Consider the following 20,906-nt stretch of genomic DNA (forward strand, 5'->3'; position numbering starts at 1 on the left):
CACAATGTCGGAAAACCTGTCGGCTTTTCTGTATCTGGTGGCGTCCGTCTGCTTCATTTTGTCGCTGCGCGGTTTGTCTTCACCGGAAACGGCACGTAACGGGAATATCCTTGGCATGGTGGGGATGGCGATTGCCATTCTGACCACCTTGGCATCGCCCGAAGTCGTGTCATACACCACCATTATTGTCGGTATTTTGCTCGGCGGTGCGATTGGTACAGTCATCGCACTTAAGATCAAGATGACAGCGCTGCCACAGCTTGTTGCGGCGTTTCACTCGCTGGTTGGATTGGCGGCGGTATTTGTCGCCAGCGCGGCGCTTTATTCGCCGGGTGCCTATGGCATTGGCACGGCGGGTAATATTGGCGTGGCCAGCCTGATTGAAATGGGCCTTGGCGTTGCCATTGGGGCGATTACCTTCACCGGTTCGCTGGTGGCCTTTGGTAAACTGCAGGGCATTGTTTCGGGAACCCCGGTGCGCTTTACCGGGCAACATATGCTTAACCTTGCGATTGCCATCGGTATTTTGGTGTTTGGCATTATTGTTGTCACAACTGAAAGCCATATGGCGTTCTGGATACTGGTTGCACTGGCACTTGTGCTGGGTATTACCCTGATCATTCCGATTGGCGGGGCGGATATGCCGGTTGTTGTCTCGATGCTGAACTCCTATTCGGGGTGGGCAGCATGTGGCATCGGCTTTACGCTTCAGAACAACGCATTGATCATTACCGGTGCGCTGGTGGGCGCGTCGGGGGCGATCCTGTCCTACATCATGTGCAAGGGCATGAACCGATCGATCTTTAACGTCATCTTTGGCGGTTTCGGAACCGATGCGGGGGCCGCGGCAGCGACCCTTGGCAGCGATGGCGATCGGACGGCCAAATCAGGCTCCAGCGATGATGCGGCCTTTATCATGAAGAATGCATCCAGCGTCATTATCGTGCCGGGTTATGGCATGGCGGTGGCACAGGCACAGCATGCGCTTCGTGAAATGGGTGATATTCTTAAGGCCGAAGGTGTCAACGTTCGCTATGCCATCCACCCGGTGGCCGGACGTATGCCGGGCCATATGAACGTGCTGTTGGCCGAGGCCAATGTGCCCTATGACGACGTGCTTGAAATGGACGAAATCAACCGTGATTTCGGCACTGCGGATGTGGCTTTTGTGATTGGTGCCAATGATATCACCAACCCGGCGGCCAAAACCGACCCGTCATCACCGATCTTTGGTATGCCGATCCTTGAGGTCGAAAAGGCCAAAACGGTGCTGTTCATCAAACGTTCGATGTCGGCGGGTTACGCTGGTATTCAGAACGAGTTGTTCTTTAAGGACAACACGATGATGCTGTTTGGGGACGCCAAAAAGATGTGCGAAGAAATCGTCATGCATCTCGATAACTGATCGAATATTACAGTTCGGACAAAAAGGGCGGCCATTGGTCGCCCTTTTTGTTGTTTGGCCTTCCGAAATCATTTTAGGATGGGTAACAAACTGCCATATGTGCCGAGGTCTGAAATGCCATCTTTAATTGATGTCCGGATTGAGACTGAACGACTGATCTTGCGGTGTGTCGAGGAAACGGACGCCGATGCTATTGCAGCCTTGATGACGTCAGACATTAGCCGTTGGTTGGCATCATGGAAGATACCTTATACGCGTGAAATGGCACTTAAGCGGATAGAAGATAGCCGACAGAAAGCATTGGACGGCGAAGCTTTGCCGCTGGCGGTTGTTGAAAAGCGAACCGGTGATTTTATCGGGTGGGTGTCGCTTTATCGTTATGCTGCGAATCCTGATCGCGGTGTTGTGGGGTATTGGCTTGGTCAGCCGTTTCAGGGAAAAGGATATTTTCGGGAAATTGGCGCGGCCTTTTTGCAGACGGGGTTCCGCTTGTTTGAACTCGCCGTTATTGAGGCAGGTGCCCAGCTTGAAAATGAAGCATCATTTGGGGTGATGCGATCCTGGGGAATGCGTGAAGGTGAAACACGTACGGATTATTCCTCTGCACGGGATCGCGAGGAGTTGTGCAGATATTTCGAAATCACCCGGGAAGATTTCGAAATATGATATGTCCTGATTATCGGGCAAAAAACCAACCTGCCCGGTTTGCTCCGATGCGGATCTGGCTTTAAGGCATATCCGATTTTAAGGTGATAACCTCGCCATCAACTGTGAAATTGCCGTATCCGCAATGATGGATCGTGCGCGGCGTTTTTTGCATCGGGTCGCGCCATGCGTGAACGACTTCGAGCACGAAGATGTTGTAGTCCTTGACCATGCGGGTATCACGGACCTGACATTCCAGATTGGCGAAACACTGGGTGATCAGGGGGGCGCAAACGTTCCTGGCCGGGGCAGGGGTTAGGTTGAAAGTTGCAAACTTGTCTGTTTCGCGGCCCGAACAATTGCCAATGCCAACCACGGCTTCGGCCATTTCCACGGATGGAATGGCGATCACGCATTCGCCTGTCTTGTGCAGAGCTTCATAGCTGTGGTCGCCAGCACTGACCACGCAGGCAATCATCGGCGGGGTGAATTCGACCATCATGTGCCAGGACATGGTCATGACATTGTTCTGGCCGTCATCGGCGGTGGTCAGTAATACCACCGGTCCCGGTTCGATCAACTGATAGACTTTTTCAAGCGGATAGGGTTCGGGCTGCATGGGGCGTCCTCCGGCTTTTGATTTGCTTTGGCCAGGAGGGTATCAAAAATCGTCTTGGTTGAAATTGATATATGATATTGACGCCGTGGCGGCGAAGGGGCAGGGCAGAAAAACCAAACCCGCCCGGATTGCTCCGAGGCGGGCTTGGCGCACGGGTCCGATTTTAGCGAACTAAAACCGATCGTGCAGTATCACGTTCGAGGAACCCCGAAAGTGAAAAAGACTAGAAGCCTTCGCGCTCGATGCGCTTACGCTCCAGCTTGCGGGAACGACGGACTGCTTCCGCCCCTTCGCGAGCTTTCTTCTCCGACGGCTTTTCAAAGTGACGACGAAGCTTCATCTCACGAAAAATGCCCTCGCGCTGCATCTTTTTCTTAAGCGCTTTCAGAGCCTGATCGACATTGTTGTCGCGAACGATTACCTGCACGGAAACCACGCTCCTTTCAAAAAAACAAAAACACCCGGTCAAGGCAGAATGCCCCCCGGTTGGTAGTGCGACCCATAAGGCCGTGGGACTTTATATAGGGCAAAGCCGTACAAAAGAAAAGAGGGAACGGTGATACTCGCGCATTACGTTCATAAAGGCGGTCATGCAAACCAGCTTGATGCTGGCGCAATCTGGGTCATGGCGCTATATGATTAGGGTATGTGTTGAAGTGACGGTGGTTTGGGTCAAAAATTCTGATGTCTATTTTAAAGATTGCCCGAATGGGGCACCCGGTTTTGCGCAAGGTTAGCGCCCGTGTCGAAAATCCGCTTGATCCGGAAATTCAGCGATTGATCGCTGATATGAAGGAGACGATGAAAGATGCCGGTGGTGTCGGCCTTGCCGCGCCTCAGGTGTTTCAATCCAAGGCGATTATGGTGTTTCACGTGCCGTCTTTTCGCAAAAGTGACGATCCCGATGATGGGGACATTCCGCTGAGCGTTTTGGTGAACCCGACAATCGAAGCGATTGGCGACGAGGTTGTTGATGGTTGGGAAGGTTGTTTAAGCATTCCGGGCCTTCAGGGCGTTGTGCCGCGCTGGAACAAAATCCGGTATCGCGGGTTGGATGAGAAGGGCAATGAAATCGAACGTATTGCCGGTGGGTTCCATGCCCGCGTGGTTCAACACGAATATGACCATTTGATCGGGGTGATGTATCCTGAACGTATGGAAGACATGACATTGTTGGGGTTTGCCGAGGAATTGCGCGAGAACCCGCCCGAGACGCCCTTGCGGCAGGCAGAATCAACCGATGATACCGCCGCTGATGACGAAAGCGAGGAGGCATAAATGACCGTTTCCGAAAGCATGAACCGTCTGCGTGATCAGCGCGAGGCATTGGTCGCCGCGGCACTTGAACATGTGCCGTTTGATGGCTGGACCAAGACCGCCCTTCGAAGCGGTGCCGAAGACCTTGATCTTGCGGTGGGAGAGGTTGATCGGTTGCTGCCCGGTGGCATTGGTCAGGCAATCAGTACCTATGTCGGGATGACAGATCGCAAGATGGTTGCAAAACTTGATACGCTTGATCTGCCATCAATGAAAATCCGGGAACGGATTGCGACGGCTGTCAAAACCCGTTTGTCATTGGTCGAACATGAAAAGGATACGGTGCGTGCGGCCCTTGCCTTTATGGTGTTGCCGCAAAACGTGCCGCTTGGGCTTAAGCTGACGCATGGGACGGTGGACAAGATGTGGATTGCGGCGGGTGATACATCCACAGACCATAACTGGTACACCAAGCGGATGTTGCTGGCCGGGGTTTATGGATCAACGCTGGCTTATTGGCTGGACGATAAATCCGATGGGCATGTTGACAGCTGGGCGTTTCTGGATCGTCGCATTGGCAATGTCATGCAAATCCCCAAAATTACCGGACAGGTGAAAAAGCTTGGCAAAGTTGCCGTTGCCCCGTTCAAGCTGGGGGCAAAGATTGTGCAATGTGCGCCGACACCGGGCCGGGTGCGACGCCAGTTCGGCGCCTGATCGGACCTAAACCGGCCTGAAACAATAAACGCCGCCCAACCGGGCGGCGTTTTGCATTGGAAACGGGAATTGAGCACGCAAAGACGGTTATTGCATCAGGAAACTCAGCAATGTCGGCTTTGGCTCGTTGGCGCGGCGATGTTCGCTGGCAAGATCGACATGGAACGGGCTGCTGATCGCCCGCAGCGTTTCAGTGTTTTCGTCATTGCGGCTGAAATCTTCACGTTTGGGCTTGGCGGCAAGGGCCACCAGTTCATAGGGCAGGTCGCCCATCCACATGCCGTTACGGTTGTTCCTGGCGTGGGCCTGATCGCTTAGATATGTCTGGCAGCTTGGATTGCTGTCACAGCTGTTCATATCGACAATTGCCCAACCGGCGCGCAACAGCAGGCGGTTGATATCGCTTTGGCCCATATGGCATTCGGTCAGCATCGGGAAAAGCTGCACATCGGAAACCTGTTGGCAGGCGATGGCATAATTATCAATGATGCGGTCAAGTGCCTGCATCGCGGCATTGCCGCATTGAAATTCAACACTGCCCGCCCGGCAGATCATGCCCGGTCGCGGGGCGCGAATGCCAAACAGTTCGACAATCATATTGCCAAACCGCAGTTTGTCGCCTTGCAAGACGTCAGGGAATCCTGCGGCGCCTGGTGCCGCAGAGGCGGTGTTTTGCGCCGCCTGCAGAGATGCAAGGCCGGTTGCAATCATAAGGACAAGAATAAGTTTTTTCATCGCGTGTTACCCGAACAAAGTTTCCTGTCTGGATAACAGCAAGCGCAGTGCCAGTTTGACGGGCAGAAACTGCCTGTGCTGCCAAGTGGTTGGCTTATAACGAAAAATGCCCCGGAACCGGGATGGTTCGGGGCATTGAATTTTGTGTGTTGTTGGCAGTATCCGGTGTTACTTGGGCAGGACCCAGGTAATATGGCCCATCTTGCGGCCCGGTTTGGCTTCTGCCTTGCCGTAAAGATGCAGTTTTGCATCCGGCTCGGCCAAAATTGCCTGCCAGTCATCAATGTCATGGCCCAAAAGGTTTTTCATTCGTGCCTGTGAATGATGTGCCGGATTGCCCAGTGGCAGGCCGCAAACTGCGCGAATGAACTGTTCGAACTGGCTGGTGATGCAGGCATCAATCGTCCAATGCCCGGAATTATGCGGGCGGGGGGCAACTTCGTTGACCAGAACCGCACCGTCGCTGGTGACAAACATCTCGACGGCCAATAGCCCGACAAATTCCATGGCACCGACCAAACGGGTCGCGATATCCTCGGCCTTTTGGGAAAGTTCGGCAGAAATCAGCGCCGGGGCGATGGTGACATCAAGGATATGATTGGTATGCACATTTTCGACCGGGCAGAAACAGGCCGTGTCGCCCTTAACACCGCGCGCGACGATGACGGAAATTTCGCGTTCGAACGCGATAAAGCCTTCAAGGATGGCTTCGGCCCCGTTCATTTCCGCCCAGGCATCAGCCAGATCGGTATCAGGGGTGATTTTCACTTGTCCCTTGCCGTCATAGCCCATTTCGGTGGTTTTTAGAACCGCCGGGCGACCAAGTTTGGCAACAGCGGCTTCAAGGTCGGTAAGAGAGCGAACAGCGGCAAAAGGTGCCGTGCCAATCCCGTTTTCATTGCAGAATGTTTTTTCGCGCAGGCGGTTTTGCGACAAATGCAGGCATTTCCAGCCCGGACGTACCGGCACCAGTTCCGACAGCAGTTTGACGCTGTCATGCGGGACGTTTTCAAATTCAAACGTGACAACATCAACATCGGCTGCAAAGGCGCGCAACGCCTCAAGATCGGTGTAATCGGCAATGGTGGCCTTGGCGCAAACCTGTTCGGTCGGGCTGTTCGCACCCGGGCCAAAGACATGGACTTTATATCCAAGCTCGGCGGCGCAAAGGGCGGCCATTCGGCCCAACTGGCCATTGCCCATGATGCCAATGGTGCTGCCCGGTGCGATGATACGCGTCGCGAAATCCTGCGTCATTTATTCCTCGAAATTCTTCACGTTCCCAAGCGGGACGGGCACCGACCATCTGTGAGCTGTGTGATGCCAAAGAAAAACGCGCCTGTTTCGGGCGCGCTTAAATTCATGTTACGGGGCGGGATCAACCGGTTCTTCGGCAACCGCATTGGTTTGTTGGGTGCGCCAGTCGTCAAGCCGACCTGCGAGCGCATCATCCATCAACGCCATGATCCCGGCCGCCATCAAACCGGCATTCTTTGCCCCGGCCGCCCCAATCGCAAGGGTGCCAACCGGAACGCCGCCGGGCATTTGCACAATCGACAGCAAACTATCAAGACCCTTAAGCGTGCGGCTTTGAACCGGCACGCCCAGAACCGGAAGTGGCGTCATGGCGGCGGCCATGCCGGGCAGATGGGCCGCACCACCGGCACCGGCGATAATCACCTTAAGGCCGCGCGACTTTGCGGTTTTGGCATAGTCATACAGGCGATCCGGGGTGCGATGAGCTGATACAATTTTGGTTTCGTAAGGGACTTGCAGCGCATCGAGGACATCTGCTGCATTTTTCATGGTTTCCCAGTCGGACTGGCTTCCCATGATAATGCCGATGACCGGGCGTTGATCGCTCATGCTGGCGGCTCCGTTTGTCGCACGTTATCAGAAGGCCCGCATTATAGGCAGGAAGGGTGATCATGCAAGCCTGCCTGTGGTTCAGAACGGTGCCGGTTTCCGTCCCGTTCGCGCAGGCCTTTGATCCAAAGGGGGATTACCTATGAGTATAACTGGCCTACCCTTACTGCCAATTGAAAAACAAGATGAAATATAGTTACTTTTAAGTTATAATTTTGGCATCAAATATTTTGTCTCTGTGCAGGTAGCACATGAGAGGGCAGACATGAAAGTCACGAGACCCGGTTCCATCACCCCGTCGTCGATGGGGGCAGGAGATGGCCGTTACTCCTCTAACCCATATGCCGCATACACCTATAGCAGGCCAGTGCGTAAGAAAACTGCGCCTGATCCGGATCCAGATCAGGGTGATGATTCTCATCCGGGGGGGGCTTTCCGTCGTGAATTGCAGCGCCATGAAAGTTCGGCACCTGCCAACATTCAGGATATTGCCGATGTTCTTGGCATTCCCGATGATCAGGTGACACCTGCGGTTGAAAAGGCGATTGCGCGACTGATGTTGCGCGTGAACGGGCTTAGCGAAAACCTTGCCGAATTACAGCGTCATCAGGTTGATCTTGCGCGGGCGGAAGGGCGTGATCCGTTTACCGGCGCGCTTAGTCGTACCAGTTTCATGCAGATCGTTGAAAACGAATTGGCATTGACCGGCACGGACCGCACGACAAGAACTCTTTTGCTGTGCGAGATTGCCGATCTGGACGAAGTATTGCAGCGTTACGGTCAGGGATGCAAAGAGGGGGTGTTTAACTTCCTGCATCGCACGATTACCGAATTCATCCTGCCTCCCCATCAGGTTGGTTATCTTGGCTGCAATGATTTTGCGGCATTGCTTTATAATATGGATGAACAGGATACTTGGCAGCGCGCCGATGCGATCAGTCGTCGATTGAAAAAGCATCCCTTTTTCTGGAAGGGTAAATACATCTCTATAACGCCGGTTTTTGGTGTCTATATTGCCCGGGCCGGGGATACCCCCGAAGATGCGCTGGTGGCCGTTGATTATGCCTTGCGTGCCGAAAAAGAAATGAAGGCTGCACAATTGCAGCGGATCCCAAGCGGCTTATAGCACGTGGCCCGCATGCTGCGCTGGCGGGACAATCGCCTTTTTAGCATGCATCCCCCATCATTTCCTGTATTTTGGTTTCAGGCAATAATGTCTGGGACGAGTTGTGACTCGAGATAGAGAATTTCATCTTTTAATGCGAGCTTGCGCTTTTTCATGCGCCCCAGACGCAATTGATCGTGATGGGCACCTTCGGCCAATTGTCCGATTGCGATGTCGAGGTCACGATGTTCTTCGCGCAGAATCAGCAGTCTTTTTTCGACTGCAATCTGATTGATTTCGTCCATTTTTGATCCAGCTTGGTTACTAACGCGAAGAGCCTGTAATACTATCAGAATTCGGAATGGCAACCCATATGATTTGTAACGGGCTTTTCGATAAGAGACCGAACAGGACGGAGGAAACGGATGCGGATCGGAATTCTGACCAGTGGTGGTGACTGTGCGGGGCTAAATGCGGTCATTCTGGCCGTGGTGCGGCGTGCTGTGCTTGGCTATGGCTGGGACGTTGTCGGGATACGTCAGGGAACCCATGGCCTGATGCAGGACCCGCCCCAGGCAATTGATTTGAATGATCATGTAAATAATGACGGAATGCTGCGCCTTGGCGGGACGATCCTTGGCACGGTGAACAAAGGCGATCCGTTTCATTACCCGATGCCCGATGGCAGTTTTGCCGATCGATCCGCCGAGGTTATTGCAGGTTATAACAAGCTTGGGCTTGATGCGCTGATCGGGGTGGGCGGCGATGGCAGCATGGCGATCCTGCACCGGTTGGCGAAAATGGGCGGGATCAATCTGGTCGGGATTCCTAAAACCATTGATAACGATTTGGCCCAAACGGAATATTCGATTGGGTTCACCACGGCGGTTAACGTTGCGGTCGAGGCACTTGACCGGTTGCAGCCCACCGCAGCATCCCATGATCGCATTATGATCCTTGAAGTCATGGGCCGTGATGCCGGGCATATTGCGCTTTTTGCCGGGGTGGCTGGCGGGGCGGATGCGATCCTGATTCCGGAAATGGATTATGATCTGGATGCACTGACCGAGCATTGTCTGAACATTCGTAAACGCGGACGCAATCATGCATTGGTCATCGTTGCCGAAGCCGTCAAACGCGATGATGGATCTGCGGTAACCCAAGAAAATGACGGACAAAAAATACGTTATGGCGGTATCGGCCACTGGTTGGCCGATGAACTTGGGGCGCGAACCGGCTGGGAAACACGGGTGACGGTGTTGGGCCATGTGCAGCGCGGGGGAATTCCGTCGCCACGTGACCGGGTGATTGCATCGGCCTTTGGTGTGCATGCGGTTGATCTGATCGCCGAAGGCCGATTTGACCGCGTGGTCGCCTGGTCAAAACGCAAGGTAATTGATGTTGATATGGCCGATGTGATTGTCGGGCCACGTCTTGTTGACACCAATGGAACCATGGTTTCGACCGCCAAGGGGCTTGGTGCCTATCTTGGAACACCGCCGAAAACGGTACGAACGGCAAAGACGGTCTGATCAGCAGCAGGCCATCTTGGAATTAAAAATGAAAAACGGACAGGTTGGACATGAACGCAGAGGAAGTCTGGACCTTTACGGTCGAGATGTATGGCCGCGACGGTGTTGCATCATTATGTCTTGAATTGCAGGAAAGTTGTGGTCTGGATGTGAATATGTTGTTGTTCATGTTCTGTCTTGGCCAAAATGGGTTGGCGCCATACAGCATATCGGCACTTGAAAATGCGGTGCGCAATTGGCGTGAGCAGGTGATTGTACCTTTGCGCTCTGCACGGCGGTTTCTGCGCAATGTCGATCGGGACGACGCGCAAAAGCTGCGTGGCAAGGTCAAGAATGATGAGCTGAGTGCCGAGCGCATCGAACAGAAATTATTATGTGATGCGGTCGAAACAATCCCGGCAAACGATCCGTTTGCCCCGGCGCATGCCTATTTATCGCCGACGCGGTTTAATCTGAGCCAGTCCGAATGTGATCAGGCGCTTTATCTGCTGTGTACCCGTATGGGCCTGATCAAAAAAGCCGGATAATGGTTTGAGTTTCAGGTTCTTACCCTAGTCCGTCTTGCGCGGTTTGCCGGTGACCGGGATATGGTTTTGGGCATCGGCATCGCCCCAACGGGCAGTTTCCGGCAGATCGATATCAAACAGGTCAAGAATCCGGCCACAGCTTTGCGTGACCATTTCATCAAGGGATTGCGGTCGGGCATAGAAGGCCGGAACCGGCGGGGCGATGATGGCCCCATTTTCGGTGGCAAGTGCCATATTGCGGATGTGGCCGGCATGCAGCGGTGTTTCGCGTGCCATCAAAACCAGACGACGTCGTTCTTTGAGCATCACATCGGCAGCGCGGGCGATCAGGTTATCGGCGACTCCGTTTGCGACCTCGGCCAGAGACTTCATCGAGCAAGGAGCGATGACCATGCCGCGTGCGCGGAACGACCCGGATGCAATTGATGCACCGATATCGGAATTATCATGGACGACGTCTGCCATCTCTTTGATATCACGAATTTTAAAGTCGGTTTCATAGGCGATTGTGCGTTCGGCCGCCTTTGAGAGGATCAGGTGAGTCTCGATTGGTGTGGCTTTTAGCATTTGTAAAAAACGGATGCCGTAAATCACCCCGGATGCGCCGGTTATACCAATGATAAGTCGATCCTTTTGAGACATTTTATGTGTTACCCAGATCACTATTTAAACAGTTTTATCGTCGAAAGACTGGAAATCATATTACAGAATTACTACCATCAATGTGTGGGCAATGTCAGAATTGAGGAGTAGGCGAATGAGTGTTCAATCCCATGTCGAAGCTCTAACTGTCAAACATGCTGCGCTTGAGCAGGAACTCCATACCGAGCAGCGCCGACCGGCGCCTGATGATTCCCGTGTTGCAGACATTAAACGCCGCAAGCTCGAAATCAAAGACGAGATAAATCGAATAACCCATTAGCCGTCAAGAGGATGCTGGCAAAAAACGTGCAGCACCATGACGAAGCTGTGCGGATTGCCTGAAAAACGCATCTCTTGCGCATAGATCTCAGCCTTTTATTCTTGCCGCCTCTGCATGTAGCCCACCGTGCGAGGCGGCATTCTTGTTAGCATCTTTCCGTTTTTCGGGCGTGCCTTTTTTGCGAGGCAAGATGCTTTCTGGATTGATTTCAATCCGCAAAAATACCCCGGTTTTCTGCCCTCTACCAATGTCTAAGGGGCATTGGAAATTTAAATCGGTATTATGATGCCGAATTAGGAGTGCAGCACAGAGTTTGCAATCCTGAAAGCAGATCGGGTCGACGAAATTACCGGGCGAATATCATAGACAAACGTGACCGGTATTTCGCAACAACGCAGCATATAAGCCAGACGCGTATTTTCGGGCAAAAGATCCAGACGCGCGGGAGGAAGTTTCAGAAATGACGGGTCGTTATCAGGAAATCTATGATCGCTCGATCTCGGATAAGGAAGGTTTCTGGGCCGAGGCCGCAGAAAATCTGTCTTGGTACAAGAAGTGGGACCGTGTGCTTGATGATAGCAATGCCCCGCTTTACCGATGGTTCACTGGCGGACAGGTAAATACCTGTTTTAATGCGCTGGATCGCCATATTGAAAATGGCCGCGGCGAACAGGCGGCCCTGATCTATGACAGCCCTGTGACTGATACGGTTGAAACCTTTACCTATAACCGTTTGCGCGATGAGGTGGCCCGGCTTGCCGGTGCGTTGCATGCCAAGGGCGTGACCAAGGGCGACCGGGTTATTATTTATATGCCGATGATCCCGCAGGCCGCACAGGCGATGCTGGCTTGTGCGCGGATCGGGGCAATCCATTCTGTCGTATTTGGCGGGTTTGCGGCCCATGAACTGGCGACCCGGATCAATGATGCCAAACCTAAAATCATATTGGGGGCAAGTTGTGGCATCGAAGGATCACGCGTGATCGAATACAAACCGCTTATGGATCGTGCGATTGAACAGGCAACGCATAAACCGCAATCGGTTCTGATGTTCCAGCGTGCCCAATGCACGGCCCCGTTGATGGATGGACGTGACTTTGACTGGATGGCGGAATGCGCCAAGGCCGCACCGGCTGATTGTGTGCCTGTGGCAGCAACCGATCCGCTTTATGTGCTTTATACGTCGGGCACAACCGGAGAACCCAAGGGGGTTGTTCGTGACAATGGTGGGCATATGGTTGCCCTGCATTGGTCGATGAAGAATATTTATGATGTTGATGCCGGTGATGTTTATTGGGCTGCATCGGATGTCGGATGGGTTGTCGGGCATTCTTATATTGTTTATGGGCCGCTTTTGGCGGGCTGTACGACGGTGATGTATGAAGGCAAACCGGTTGGCACCCCGGATGCTGGCGCGTTTTGGCGGGTGATTTCACAGCATCGGGTCAAGGTTCTGTTTACCGCACCAACCGCGTTTCGCGCGATTAAACGTGACGACCCTAACGCCGGAATGATGGCCAATTATGATCTTTCCAGCCTAAAGGCGCTTTATCTTGCGGGGGAACGATCCGATCCCGATACCTTGCATTGGGCCGAAGACAGCCTTGGCGTACCGGTAATTGATCATTGGTGGCAGACGGAAACCGGTTGGTCGATTTGTGCCAATCCGCGTGGCATTGAAATGTTACCAATCAAATATGGTTCGCCAACGGTTGCGGCGTGTGGCTGGGATGTTCAGGTCGTGGACGAAGGCGGCAAACCGCTTGAGCGCGGCAAGATCGGGGCGTTGGTCGCCAAACTGCCATTGCCGCCCGGAACGTTGCCGACACTTTGGCAGAACGAGGCGCGCTATATATCTTCCTATCTGGAAGAGTTCCCGGGCTATTACGCCACCGGGGATGCCGGTTTTATTGATGATGATGGCTATGTTTATGTGATGTCACGCACCGATGACATCATCAATGTCGCGGGGCATCGCCTGTCGACCGGGGCCATGGAAGAAGTTCTGTCTGGTCATCCCGACGTTGCCGAATGTGCGGTGATTGGCGTGCATGATGATCTGAAAGGCCAATTGCCATTGGGCTTTGTTGTTTTGAAATCCGGTGTGCTCCGCCCGCACGAGGCGATCATCAAGGAATTGGTTGCCATGGTGCGTGATCAGATCGGCCCGGTTGCCGCCTTTAAACAAGCAACGGTTATTGATCGATTACCCAAGACGCGATCAGGGAAAATCCTGCGTAAAACCATGCGGTCCATCGCAGATGGCGAAACCTATAATGCGCCAGCGACTATTGATGATCCGGGGGTTCTGCCGGAAATTGCCGTTGCCCTTAAAGATATCGGTTACGCCAAACCGGCATAACCGGGGCGTTTGGTGAGCTCCCAAAGGTCGAGATAAGAACGGGTTTAGGTAACCGTCCGTCGGGGCAACCTGACGGACGGATTTTTTGTACCTGATCCGGAAACCTTTGATGGCTGGGCAGCCGTTGCGTTGGGGCGCGTTTGTAACAGCCGATAAAGCAGAACGGCTGCAACAAATGCACAGGCCATCAAGCCACTTGAAAGCCAAAGCGCACCGTTTGTCCCCCAGTGACCAATCACCCGTTCAAACAAACTTGGCGCCAAAGCGGATAGAACAAAACCGGGGATCAGCAATCGACCCACCTGATGGCCGTAATGGGTATTGCCAAAGATCATCAGGGGCAGGGTACCGCGCGTAATCGACAGAACGCCGTTGGCCGCGCCATAGAACAGGGTAAATGCCATTGCGGCAATCGCAAATTCGTTGCCCCAGAACGCCAGCAGAAAGCATAAAGGCAGGATTGCCGTTGCAATCACCGTCAGTGTCGCAGGCGAAATTCGACGCCCAAACAGAACTTCGGCTGTACGTGCAACCGTTTGCCCAATCCCGCGCAGAGCGGCGATCTTGATTGCAAGGGCGGTGCCCAGTCCAAGCCCGATCAAAACGGTAATCAGATGAGCGGACATGGCGGCATTAACGACATTTAACAACGTAACGATTGCCGCATACAGGACCCCGCATAACCATTGCTGTGGCGGTAATTGGGTATCGTCGGGGGTGGTATGATCGCTGCTGCGGTTGGGGGGCTGTTTGCCTCCGTGTCGGGCTTGACCCACCGGGATGCCTGCATGCAGCGGGACAGTCAGCAGGGCACATAAAGCATAACAAACGAGCGCAGCAGCAAGGCCGAATTCAGTTTGGATCAAATGCCCCAACGGCCAAAAAATGGTTGATGCGAGGCCTCCAAACAGGGTGATCTGCCCCATGGCCCGTCTGGCATCGCGCCCGCCGATATGTGCCAATGTGGCAAAGGCCGCATCATAAAGGGTGGCACGCATGGCAACGCCAAGGATGATCCAGCCGATAAAATGCAAAATCAGGTGATCGGCAAATGCCAGGATCAGACAACCACCGGCATTCAGACATGATCCTGCCATCATGATGGTTCGCCCGCCATGACGGTCAATCATCTTGCCGCAAAACGGGGAAACAATGGCCATGACCAAAAGAGATGTCGAAAAACCGGCATAGACGATGCTGTCGGGCCAATCATGGGTTTGGGCAATCAGGGGGCCAAAATTACCAATCAGGTAATAGGCCGTGCCCCAACTGATCAATTGTCCCAATCCCAGTTTGACGACGAGGGCGCGGGTAATCATTTTTCAACAGGGGCGGGAAGAACCGGTTTATCCGTGCCAAGAGAACGCTGCATCAAAATAGAATCAAGCCATCGGCCAAATTTGTATCCGACCTTGTGGAAGGTCCCGGTCATTTCGAACCCGAACTTGCGATGCAGCGCAATCGACGCATGATTATGGCTGTCGCCAATTACAGCGATCATCTGTTGCCAGGGGCCTGTTTCGCAACGTTCAAGCAAGGCGGCCATCAATGTCGCCCCGATACCGCTACCAATGCAATCTGGCGCGACATAGATCGAATTTTCGATGGTGTGGCGATAGGCCGAACGTGGGCGATACAGGCTGGCATAACAATATCCGGCGATGACATCGCTGCGCATGGCCACCAGATAGGGCAGGCCATGGTCGCGAATGGCTGTAAACCGGTTGGCGATTTCACCTTTGTTTGGCGGGATTTCCTCGAACGAGGCCGTGCCGGTCTGAACATGATGGCGATATATCGCGGTGATTGCCGGGATATCCGATGAGGCGGCATCACGGATAACCAGTTTGGTCGGGATAGCGGGGGCAAGCGGGCTTTCAAAAGACATTGATGTGATTTCCGTGACAGTGATTGATCGTGTTGGATGACATTAATCGGGAAATCAGGATAAGATCAGATTTGTATTCTTATGCAAATGATAAGGAAAGCTTTGGTATGCGCAGCCTTAACCTGGATCAATTGCATGCTTTTGCCGATGTGATCGAACTGGGCAGCTTTTCCGCCGCAGCGACACGTCAAAACCTAAGCCAACCAGCCATCAGTCAACAAATCCGCCAGCTTGAAGACCGATTGGGGGTGCGTTTGATCGAACGTGTTGGCAAGCGGGCCATGCCGACACCGGCCGGGCAGGCATTATTGGACCGGGTTGGGGAAATCGATGCATCGGTTCAAAATGCACTGGATGCGGTGGCGGGATTTGCACGCGGGACAATTGGGCAGGTGCGGATCGGTACCGGAGCGACCGCCTGTATTTATTTCCTGCCAAAGGTGTTGGAGCAATTGCAACGACGCTTTCCCGGGCTTGAGGTTATTGTTCGTACCGGCAATACCAGTGAGGTTTTGAAATCAATTGAGGAAAATAGCCTTGATATCGGGCTTGTAACGCTGCCCGCCGCGGGGCGCAGTTTGGATGTCACCCCCGTTCTGACTGATCCATTTGTCGCAATCTTTGCCGAGGGGGCGGATGTTCCGGATCAAATTGGGCCGACCGATTTGGTCGATATGCCGCTGGTGCTTTACGAGCGCGGTGGCCATACTCGAACGATTGTCGATGACTGGCTGCGCGCCGCCGGGATTGTCGGCAATTCGATTATGGAACTGGGCAGTGTCGAAGCGATCAAGGAACTGGTTGGTGCCGGGCTGGGGGCGACGATTTTGCCTGCCATGGGGGCACGGCTGGGTCGGACCCAGTTTCCGATCAAGACGCGGCCGCTTGTTCCCGGTCTTGCGCGTCAGCTTGCCCTTGTGGTGCGTCGGGATAAGGTTCTGGGTCGCGGGCTTCGTGAAGTTCGCAATAGTTTGATGACGGCAGCACGTGATTGGCCCACGGCCTAGACCTTGAAGCTAATCGTTTTAAGTGCGATCAGCCCTGAGGCTAGTCATCTTCAGGAACATAAAAGGTCGGAAATTCCGCGTTTGGTTCCGGGATGTGCAGGGCGACACCGCTTTTTTCAATCATTTGGACGATCGCATCGGGCGGTGGGCTATCGGTAAAGAATGCGGTGACCTGGGTAACCGATCCGCCGCGCACCACAGCATTCCGGCCAAATTTGGTGTGGTCTGCAACCAGATAGGTCTGGCGCGAATTGCTTAGAATGGCGGAACGCGCCCGGACTTCTTGTTCATCGAAATCAAGCAAGCTGCCATCGGCGTCAATGCCGCCAACGCCAAATATGCCGTAATCGACTTTGTAGCTGTTGAAGAATGCTTCGACTTCCGGGCCAAGAACGTCGCGGTCCCGGTTGCGTAGCCGGCCACCAATCAGGGTGACATCAAAACTGTCATTGGTTGCGGCAACATAGGCGACATTCAGGTTGTTGGTGAAAATGCGCAAGCCGCGATGCTGTAAAAGGGCGCTTGCGACAAGTTCCGGTGTTGTGCCGATGGAAAAGAACAGGGAAGCGCCATCTGGAATGGCGCGTGCAACAAGGGCTGCGATCTTGCGTTTTTCATTTACATGCAAAACCTTGCGCGCCCGATAGGCGATGTTTTCATGCTCAAGAGCGGGTTCAACGCCACCATGACGACGGCGAAGCAATCCTTCGTCGCACAGGGCATTTACATCGCGGCGAATGGTTTGCGGGGTTACCTGAAAACGTTCGGCAAGCTGTTCAATGGTTTTAAAGCCGTCAGCGCGGACAAGTTCAACGATACTGGCCTGACGTTCGGTCGGACGTTTTTGCATGAGACGTTTTCTTTGGCGATTGTTTTGCGGTTTTTGTGCAAACGAATGTTATGTCGTGCTCATTTCAATAATATTACCGTTTAACGGCATTCGTATGAAACAAAACATATTCGCTTTTGCGAAAGCGCCAAAGAGAAAAGGCCGCCAGAGTGGCGGCCTTTCTATTTCGGTCAGGAGCGGAACAGGTTTTCTGCTGCTTCCATGTAATCCGACGTTTTTGGTGCGGATCTTTTCCCGGTGTCTTTTTTGCCAGGGTAATCCGGTTCCGGATTGATCTGCAATTCTTCGGGCAACGGATCCGGCTCGACATTTTTGACGATTTTTTCCGGATTTTTGTTTCGTGCGATCACAACCTGTTTCTCAAGGTCAAGCTCGATGCAAAGGCCCATTGTTACCGGATTACGCGGCGTCAGATTGGCCGAGTTCCAGTGCGTCCGGTCACGAATTTTGCCGATCGTGTCTTTGGTGGTGCCGATCAGTTTGCAAACCTGCGCATCAGACAGTTCCGGGTGATGTTTCAAAAGCCATGCAATCGCATTCGGGCGATCCTGACGTTTCGAAACAGGGGTGTAACGTGCCCCTTTGCCGTGTGCGCGCGGGCGCGGCAGATCGGATTTTGCCATTTTCAGCAATGCACGCGGATCAGCTTCACAGCGGGCGATCTCTTCTTTGGTCAACTGACCATTTGAAACCGGGTCCAAACCGACAATCCCCTGATTGACATCGCCATCGGCGATTGCCTGGATTTCCAGCTCGTGCAATTCCGTAAAGGCAGCAATTTGCCGGAACGACAAGCCGGAATTGTCGATAAGCCAAACGGCTGTTGCTTTCGGCATGAGGGGCTGAGCCATAATTCCTCCTGTTTACTCTTTTCTCTCTCTGGAAACCGGCGATGGGAAGGGTCCCAAATCCGCGGAAATAGTTTGTCCCAGAATATAATCTGTTTTGGTGTTCCGGCAACGCTGCAAAGGCAACCCAAGATGGGCGCCGCGCGTCGCTGGAACCACCACAGCGCTCTTTTCGATCAATGTGCGGTTAAAAGCAACAATCTGTTGCGGTTTCTTGAAAAGAATATTTCTTTTCATTCCGCAGTCAAAGGCCTGTTGCCAAGGAACGGGTGACGTTGGCGACGACCAAAGTGCCTTCGACCCGGACCCGTAAACAATCAAGGCACTTCCAGTACCACTTTTCCAACATGTGCGCCACCCCGCAAAATGTCGTGTGCTGCCTGTGCTTCGGCCAAGGGCAGGGTCTTGAAAATCACCGGGCGTATTTTACCGGTATCAATCAGTGGCCAGACTTTGGTGCGCAGTTGGTTTGCAATCGCCTGTTTGTTGGCGATGGGCTGCGCGCGCAGCGTTGATCCCATCAATGTCAGGCGCTTTAGCAACAGTGGCGTAAAGTTGGTTTCGGCCTTTGGCCCGTTCAAAAAGGCAATAATGACAATACGGCCTTCCATGGCGGCGGCTTTGAAATTTCGGCTGACATAATCGCCGGCCACCATATCAAGGATAACATCGGCACCTTTGCCGTCTGTGGCAGATTTAACTTCCTCGACAAAGTCCTGTGTCTTGTAATTGATGGCAATGTCAGCCCCAAGATCGCAGCAAGCTTGGCATTTTTCATCCGTTCCGGCCGTTGCGATCACGCGTGCGCCAAATGCCTTGGCAAGCTGGATTGCGGTTGTGCCGATCCCTGATGTTCCACCATGGACAAGAAAGGTTTCGCCGTTTTGAAGGGCGGCCTTGTCAAACACATTGTGCCAGACGGTGAAAAAGGTTTCGGGCAGGCCCGCAGCCTCTATCAGGCCAAGCCCCCTGGGAATTGGAAGGCATTGTGCCGCTGGAACCGCCGCATATTGGGCATAGCCGCCCCCGGTGACCAGTGCACAAACACGGTCGCCCACGTTCCAGTCCGTTACATCCGGGGCACAGGCAACGATTTCGCCTGCCAGTTCCAGACCTGGAATTTCAGATGCGCCAGGTGGTGGCGGATACATGCCCGCAACCTGCATCAGATCAGGGCGATTTACACCCGCGCCACGGATACGAACCAGAACCTCACCGGTGGTAATTTCCGGGATAGGAACCTTTCCTGTCACAAGGAGAGGTTGATCACCATCCTTTTTGATTTCAACCGCGCGCATGCTGTCGGGAATAACGGGTAAAGTCATGTCAAATCTCCGTGGCGAATGGTGTATCTTCTGACTATGTAATAGCGGGAAAACCGCTTGGGTCAAATTGACATAAGGAGGAAGACCGTGGAAGACGACAACCTGAAAAAAGCCAATGTCACGATGTTTGGCTTGCCGCGTAACCTTGATGGAATGTCGGTTGAAAACCTGAATGACTATCGCAACGCGCTAAAACAAGAGATCGTTCGTGTCGATGCGGCCTTGGAGCATCGCAATGGTGTTCATGCCGGCGCAGAGGCACTTTTCAAATCCTGACAGTGCCGGTGAACATCGCGGTTAGATGATCATTGGTATTAGGTGCACGCCAAAGAACTAAACGTGAGGATAATATTTTAAACCCTCGGTTAATTGAAATTTAAACTTCTGGTCTTATATATGGATTGTGGGTCACCTGTTGGCCCCTTGTCGAACATGATGTTTCGATGCCTCCCTGTTAAACTGAACCGCCCAACTTTAGGGCGGTTCCTTTTGTGTGCTCTCCGCGACAAGGTGGGGTGTCATAGGGATTGGGCCATGCGTATTGTTTATACGCATAATGGTACGTATTAATACGTATTGTCATATTTCCGCAATTTATTACCTTGACCCTCTGTGAACCGATGGCTAATGTTCGGCCACAAACAAGATTAAAAATAATAAAAAAGTCCGGCAAGTTTAGCAGGTTGAGGTAAGGCCGCCCTTTTAGGGCGGTCTTTCTATTTGGGACAAATCCCACATTGCGCTTGAAGCGGCGAAGCAGTTTCCCAATATAATCCCTATGACAGATGAGCATCCCCCGACAACGATCGGGAAGCCCTATCAGAGCAATTTCGCGATCGTTCCTTTTTCGCGAACCTATGATGAGGCCTTCACCCTGCTGGTGGAGGCGCGGAACTACCTGTCAGAAAACCGAAATTCTGCGCGTCGGGGGGAGCATACCGATGCCAAAATAACCCAATTTGTTGCAGAAATGCGCATGACCAGCCGGTTGATCCGTGCAATGGCTTGGCTTTTGGCTGTGCGTGCCGTTGAAGAAGGCGAAATAGGTTGGGAAGAAGCTGTCGATATAGATGACCTTATGGTCGATCTGCGGGGGTGTGTAGAGGAGCATTGTGACGATAACGGTCATATTGCACCGGCACTTCGTGATCTTATGGATCGCGCCTATTCGCTTTATATGCGCACAGCCCGTATGGAGCTTCAGGTCGCTGCCCGTTGCTCGGCCTAGGATCAAATATCCTTAAAGGCCACTGTTGTTCTTGTCGTCTGTCTTTCGATGGTAAATGGGCCAGGATG

Annotated in this window: 23 protein-coding genes and 1 pseudogene; 12 read left to right on the plus strand and 12 right to left on the minus strand. The window is 53.2% G+C overall.

The window, feature by feature from the left end; all coding sequences use genetic code 11:
• Positions 1–4: 4 nt before the first annotated feature.
• Entirely contained in the window at positions 5–1,405 is a 1,401-nt protein-coding gene (locus TALK_RS17445; RefSeq protein WP_085620429.1) for an NAD(P)(+) transhydrogenase (Re/Si-specific) subunit beta, read from the plus strand.
• Between the two features lie 114 nt (positions 1,406–1,519).
• A complete protein-coding gene (locus TALK_RS17450; RefSeq protein ID WP_169715065.1) occupies positions 1,520–2,071 on the plus strand; it encodes a GNAT family N-acetyltransferase in 552 nt (183 codons plus the stop codon).
• A gap of 61 nt (positions 2,072–2,132) precedes the next feature.
• Here the strand turns inward: TALK_RS17450 and TALK_RS17455 are convergent, their stop codons facing one another.
• Both TALK_RS17455 and rpsU read right to left on the minus strand, forming a co-directional pair.
• The gene (locus TALK_RS17455) at positions 2,133–2,669 is read right to left on the minus strand and encodes a flavin reductase family protein (protein ID WP_085620431.1); all 537 of its coding nucleotides are present in this window, start codon (positions 2,667–2,669) and stop codon (positions 2,133–2,135) included.
• 223 nt (positions 2,670–2,892) lie between these two features.
• On the minus strand, positions 2,893–3,096 hold the full coding sequence (rpsU, locus tag TALK_RS17460; RefSeq protein ID WP_007091098.1) for a 30S ribosomal protein S21: 204 nt from the start codon (positions 3,094–3,096) through the stop codon (positions 2,893–2,895).
• A 257-nt stretch (positions 3,097–3,353) separates the two neighbouring features.
• On the opposite strand from rpsU, the gene def reads away from it, so the two are divergent.
• Both def and TALK_RS17470 read left to right on the plus strand, forming a co-directional pair.
• Positions 3,354–3,947 carry a peptide deformylase gene (def, locus tag TALK_RS17465; protein WP_085620432.1) on the plus strand — a complete coding sequence of 198 codons (594 nt, stop codon included), beginning with the start codon at positions 3,354–3,356 and terminating at the stop codon, positions 3,945–3,947.
• Positions 3,948–4,643, plus strand: a complete 696-nt coding sequence (locus TALK_RS17470; RefSeq protein ID WP_085620433.1) for a COQ9 family protein — start codon at positions 3,948–3,950, stop codon at positions 4,641–4,643.
• Between the two features lie 87 nt (positions 4,644–4,730).
• Here the strand turns inward: TALK_RS17470 and TALK_RS17475 are convergent, their stop codons facing one another.
• The 3 genes from TALK_RS17475 to purE all read right to left on the minus strand — a co-directional run bounded on the left by TALK_RS17475 (position 4,731) and on the right by purE (position 7,244).
• Complete coding sequence (locus TALK_RS17475; RefSeq protein WP_085620434.1) at positions 4,731–5,378, minus strand: thermonuclease family protein; 648 nt, start codon at positions 5,376–5,378, stop codon at positions 4,731–4,733.
• A gap of 168 nt (positions 5,379–5,546) precedes the next feature.
• Positions 5,547–6,635, minus strand: a complete 1,089-nt coding sequence (locus tag TALK_RS17480) for a 5-(carboxyamino)imidazole ribonucleotide synthase (protein ID WP_085620435.1) — start codon at positions 6,633–6,635, stop codon at positions 5,547–5,549.
• A gap of 108 nt (positions 6,636–6,743) precedes the next feature.
• Complete coding sequence (purE, locus tag TALK_RS17485; protein WP_085620436.1) at positions 6,744–7,244, minus strand: 5-(carboxyamino)imidazole ribonucleotide mutase; 501 nt, start codon at positions 7,242–7,244, stop codon at positions 6,744–6,746.
• 367 nt (positions 7,245–7,611) lie between these two features.
• Here purE and TALK_RS17490 point away from each other — a divergent pair, with 367 nt between their 5' ends.
• Positions 7,612–8,370, plus strand: a complete 759-nt coding sequence (locus tag TALK_RS17490) for a GGDEF domain-containing protein (RefSeq protein ID WP_245830013.1) — start codon at positions 7,612–7,614, stop codon at positions 8,368–8,370.
• Between the two features lie 77 nt (positions 8,371–8,447).
• Here TALK_RS17490 and TALK_RS17495 read toward each other — a convergent pair whose 3' ends face one another.
• A complete protein-coding gene (locus TALK_RS17495) occupies positions 8,448–8,654 on the minus strand; it encodes a YdcH family protein (protein ID WP_085620438.1) in 207 nt (68 codons plus the stop codon).
• 120 nt (positions 8,655–8,774) lie between these two features.
• Between TALK_RS17495 and TALK_RS17500 the strand changes: the two genes are divergently transcribed.
• Together TALK_RS17500 and TALK_RS17505 are read left to right on the plus strand one after the other, a co-directional pair.
• The gene (locus TALK_RS17500) at positions 8,775–9,881 is read left to right on the plus strand and encodes an ATP-dependent 6-phosphofructokinase (RefSeq protein ID WP_085620439.1); all 1,107 of its coding nucleotides are present in this window, start codon (positions 8,775–8,777) and stop codon (positions 9,879–9,881) included.
• Positions 9,882–9,931: 50 nt separating this feature from the next.
• Complete coding sequence (locus TALK_RS17505; protein ID WP_085620440.1) at positions 9,932–10,408, plus strand: TIGR02444 family protein; 477 nt, start codon at positions 9,932–9,934, stop codon at positions 10,406–10,408.
• Between the two features lie 24 nt (positions 10,409–10,432).
• On the opposite strand, the gene TALK_RS17510 is transcribed toward TALK_RS17505, so the two are convergent.
• Positions 10,433–11,050 (minus strand): UbiX family flavin prenyltransferase, encoded by a 618-nt coding sequence (locus TALK_RS17510; RefSeq protein WP_085620441.1) that lies wholly within the window; start codon positions 11,048–11,050, stop codon positions 10,433–10,435.
• Between the two features lie 115 nt (positions 11,051–11,165).
• Here TALK_RS17510 and TALK_RS17515 point away from each other — a divergent pair, with 115 nt between their 5' ends.
• On the plus strand, positions 11,166–11,330 hold the full coding sequence (locus TALK_RS17515; RefSeq protein WP_085620442.1) for a YdcH family protein: 165 nt from the start codon (positions 11,166–11,168) through the stop codon (positions 11,328–11,330).
• 451 nt (positions 11,331–11,781) lie between these two features.
• Positions 11,782–13,692 (plus strand): annotated as a pseudogene (locus tag TALK_RS17520) (propionyl-CoA synthetase); the annotation flags it as partial.
• A gap of 44 nt (positions 13,693–13,736) precedes the next feature.
• Here TALK_RS17520 and TALK_RS17525 read toward each other — a convergent pair.
• Positions 13,737–15,011 (minus strand): MFS transporter, encoded by a 1,275-nt coding sequence (locus tag TALK_RS17525; RefSeq protein WP_085620444.1) that lies wholly within the window; start codon positions 15,009–15,011, stop codon positions 13,737–13,739.
• Positions 15,008–15,580 (minus strand): GNAT family N-acetyltransferase, encoded by a 573-nt coding sequence (locus TALK_RS17530; protein WP_085620445.1) that lies wholly within the window; start codon positions 15,578–15,580, stop codon positions 15,008–15,010. The genes TALK_RS17525 and TALK_RS17530 overlap by 4 nt, the downstream gene beginning before the upstream one ends.
• A 107-nt stretch (positions 15,581–15,687) precedes the next feature.
• Between TALK_RS17530 and TALK_RS17535 the strand changes: the two genes are divergently transcribed.
• Positions 15,688–16,587 (plus strand): LysR family transcriptional regulator, encoded by a 900-nt coding sequence (locus TALK_RS17535; protein WP_085620460.1) that lies wholly within the window; start codon positions 15,688–15,690, stop codon positions 16,585–16,587.
• 40 nt (positions 16,588–16,627) lie between these two features.
• Here TALK_RS17535 and TALK_RS17540 read toward each other — a convergent pair whose 3' ends face one another.
• From TALK_RS17540 to TALK_RS17550, 3 genes are all read right to left on the minus strand, one after another.
• On the minus strand, positions 16,628–17,437 hold the full coding sequence (locus TALK_RS17540; RefSeq protein WP_085620446.1) for a DeoR/GlpR family DNA-binding transcription regulator: 810 nt from the start codon (positions 17,435–17,437) through the stop codon (positions 16,628–16,630).
• A 170-nt stretch (positions 17,438–17,607) separates the two neighbouring features.
• A complete protein-coding gene (locus TALK_RS17545; protein ID WP_085620447.1) occupies positions 17,608–18,288 on the minus strand; it encodes a DUF1013 domain-containing protein in 681 nt (226 codons plus the stop codon).
• Between the two features lie 314 nt (positions 18,289–18,602).
• Positions 18,603–19,610, minus strand: a complete 1,008-nt coding sequence (locus tag TALK_RS17550) for an NAD(P)H-quinone oxidoreductase (RefSeq protein WP_085620448.1) — start codon at positions 19,608–19,610, stop codon at positions 18,603–18,605.
• An 87-nt stretch (positions 19,611–19,697) separates the two neighbouring features.
• Between TALK_RS17550 and TALK_RS17555 the strand changes: the two genes are divergently transcribed.
• A complete protein-coding gene (locus TALK_RS17555; RefSeq protein WP_245830015.1) occupies positions 19,698–19,886 on the plus strand; it encodes a DUF1192 domain-containing protein in 189 nt (62 codons plus the stop codon).
• A gap of 502 nt (positions 19,887–20,388) precedes the next feature.
• Positions 20,389–20,838: a DUF1465 family protein gene (locus TALK_RS17560; protein WP_085620449.1), complete on the plus strand. Its 450-nt coding sequence runs from the start codon at positions 20,389–20,391 to the stop codon at positions 20,836–20,838.
• The last annotated feature ends 68 nt before the right edge of the window (positions 20,839–20,906 follow it).

This window comes from Thalassospira alkalitolerans (genome assembly GCF_002115745.1).
Classification (GTDB): Bacteria; Pseudomonadota; Alphaproteobacteria; order Rhodospirillales; family Thalassospiraceae; genus Thalassospira; species Thalassospira alkalitolerans.

Coding starts and splice junctions, on each gene's coding strand:
- TALK_RS17470 (WP_085620433.1), top strand. CDS start 3,948: ATGACCGTTTCCGAAAGCATGAACCGTCTGCGTGATCAGCGCGAGGCA.
- TALK_RS17495 (WP_085620438.1), bottom strand. CDS start 8,654: ATGGACGAAATCAATCAGATTGCAGTCGAAAAAAGACTGCTGATTCTG.
- TALK_RS17450 (WP_169715065.1), top strand. CDS start 1,520: ATGCCATCTTTAATTGATGTCCGGATTGAGACTGAACGACTGATCTTG.
- TALK_RS17525 (WP_085620444.1), bottom strand. CDS start 15,011: ATGATTACCCGCGCCCTCGTCGTCAAACTGGGATTGGGACAATTGATC.
- TALK_RS17510 (WP_085620441.1), bottom strand. CDS start 11,050: ATGTCTCAAAAGGATCGACTTATCATTGGTATAACCGGCGCATCCGGG.
- TALK_RS17480 (WP_085620435.1), bottom strand. CDS start 6,635: ATGACGCAGGATTTCGCGACGCGTATCATCGCACCGGGCAGCACCATT.
- TALK_RS17545 (WP_085620447.1), bottom strand. CDS start 18,288: ATGGCTCAGCCCCTCATGCCGAAAGCAACAGCCGTTTGGCTTATCGAC.
- purE (WP_085620436.1), bottom strand. CDS start 7,244: ATGAGCGATCAACGCCCGGTCATCGGCATTATCATGGGAAGCCAGTCC.
- TALK_RS17455 (WP_085620431.1), bottom strand. CDS start 2,669: ATGCAGCCCGAACCCTATCCGCTTGAAAAAGTCTATCAGTTGATCGAA.
- TALK_RS17540 (WP_085620446.1), bottom strand. CDS start 17,437: ATGCAAAAACGTCCGACCGAACGTCAGGCCAGTATCGTTGAACTTGTC.
- TALK_RS17550 (WP_085620448.1), bottom strand. CDS start 19,610: ATGACTTTACCCGTTATTCCCGACAGCATGCGCGCGGTTGAAATCAAA.
- TALK_RS17445 (WP_085620429.1), top strand. CDS start 5: ATGTCGGAAAACCTGTCGGCTTTTCTGTATCTGGTGGCGTCCGTCTGC.
- TALK_RS17530 (WP_085620445.1), bottom strand. CDS start 15,580: ATGTCTTTTGAAAGCCCGCTTGCCCCCGCTATCCCGACCAAACTGGTT.
- def (WP_085620432.1), top strand. CDS start 3,354: ATGTCTATTTTAAAGATTGCCCGAATGGGGCACCCGGTTTTGCGCAAG.
- TALK_RS17475 (WP_085620434.1), bottom strand. CDS start 5,378: ATGAAAAAACTTATTCTTGTCCTTATGATTGCAACCGGCCTTGCATCT.
- TALK_RS17515 (WP_085620442.1), top strand. CDS start 11,166: ATGAGTGTTCAATCCCATGTCGAAGCTCTAACTGTCAAACATGCTGCG.
- TALK_RS17505 (WP_085620440.1), top strand. CDS start 9,932: ATGAACGCAGAGGAAGTCTGGACCTTTACGGTCGAGATGTATGGCCGC.
- TALK_RS17500 (WP_085620439.1), top strand. CDS start 8,775: ATGCGGATCGGAATTCTGACCAGTGGTGGTGACTGTGCGGGGCTAAAT.
- TALK_RS17560 (WP_085620449.1), top strand. CDS start 20,389: ATGACAGATGAGCATCCCCCGACAACGATCGGGAAGCCCTATCAGAGC.
- TALK_RS17535 (WP_085620460.1), top strand. CDS start 15,688: ATGCGCAGCCTTAACCTGGATCAATTGCATGCTTTTGCCGATGTGATC.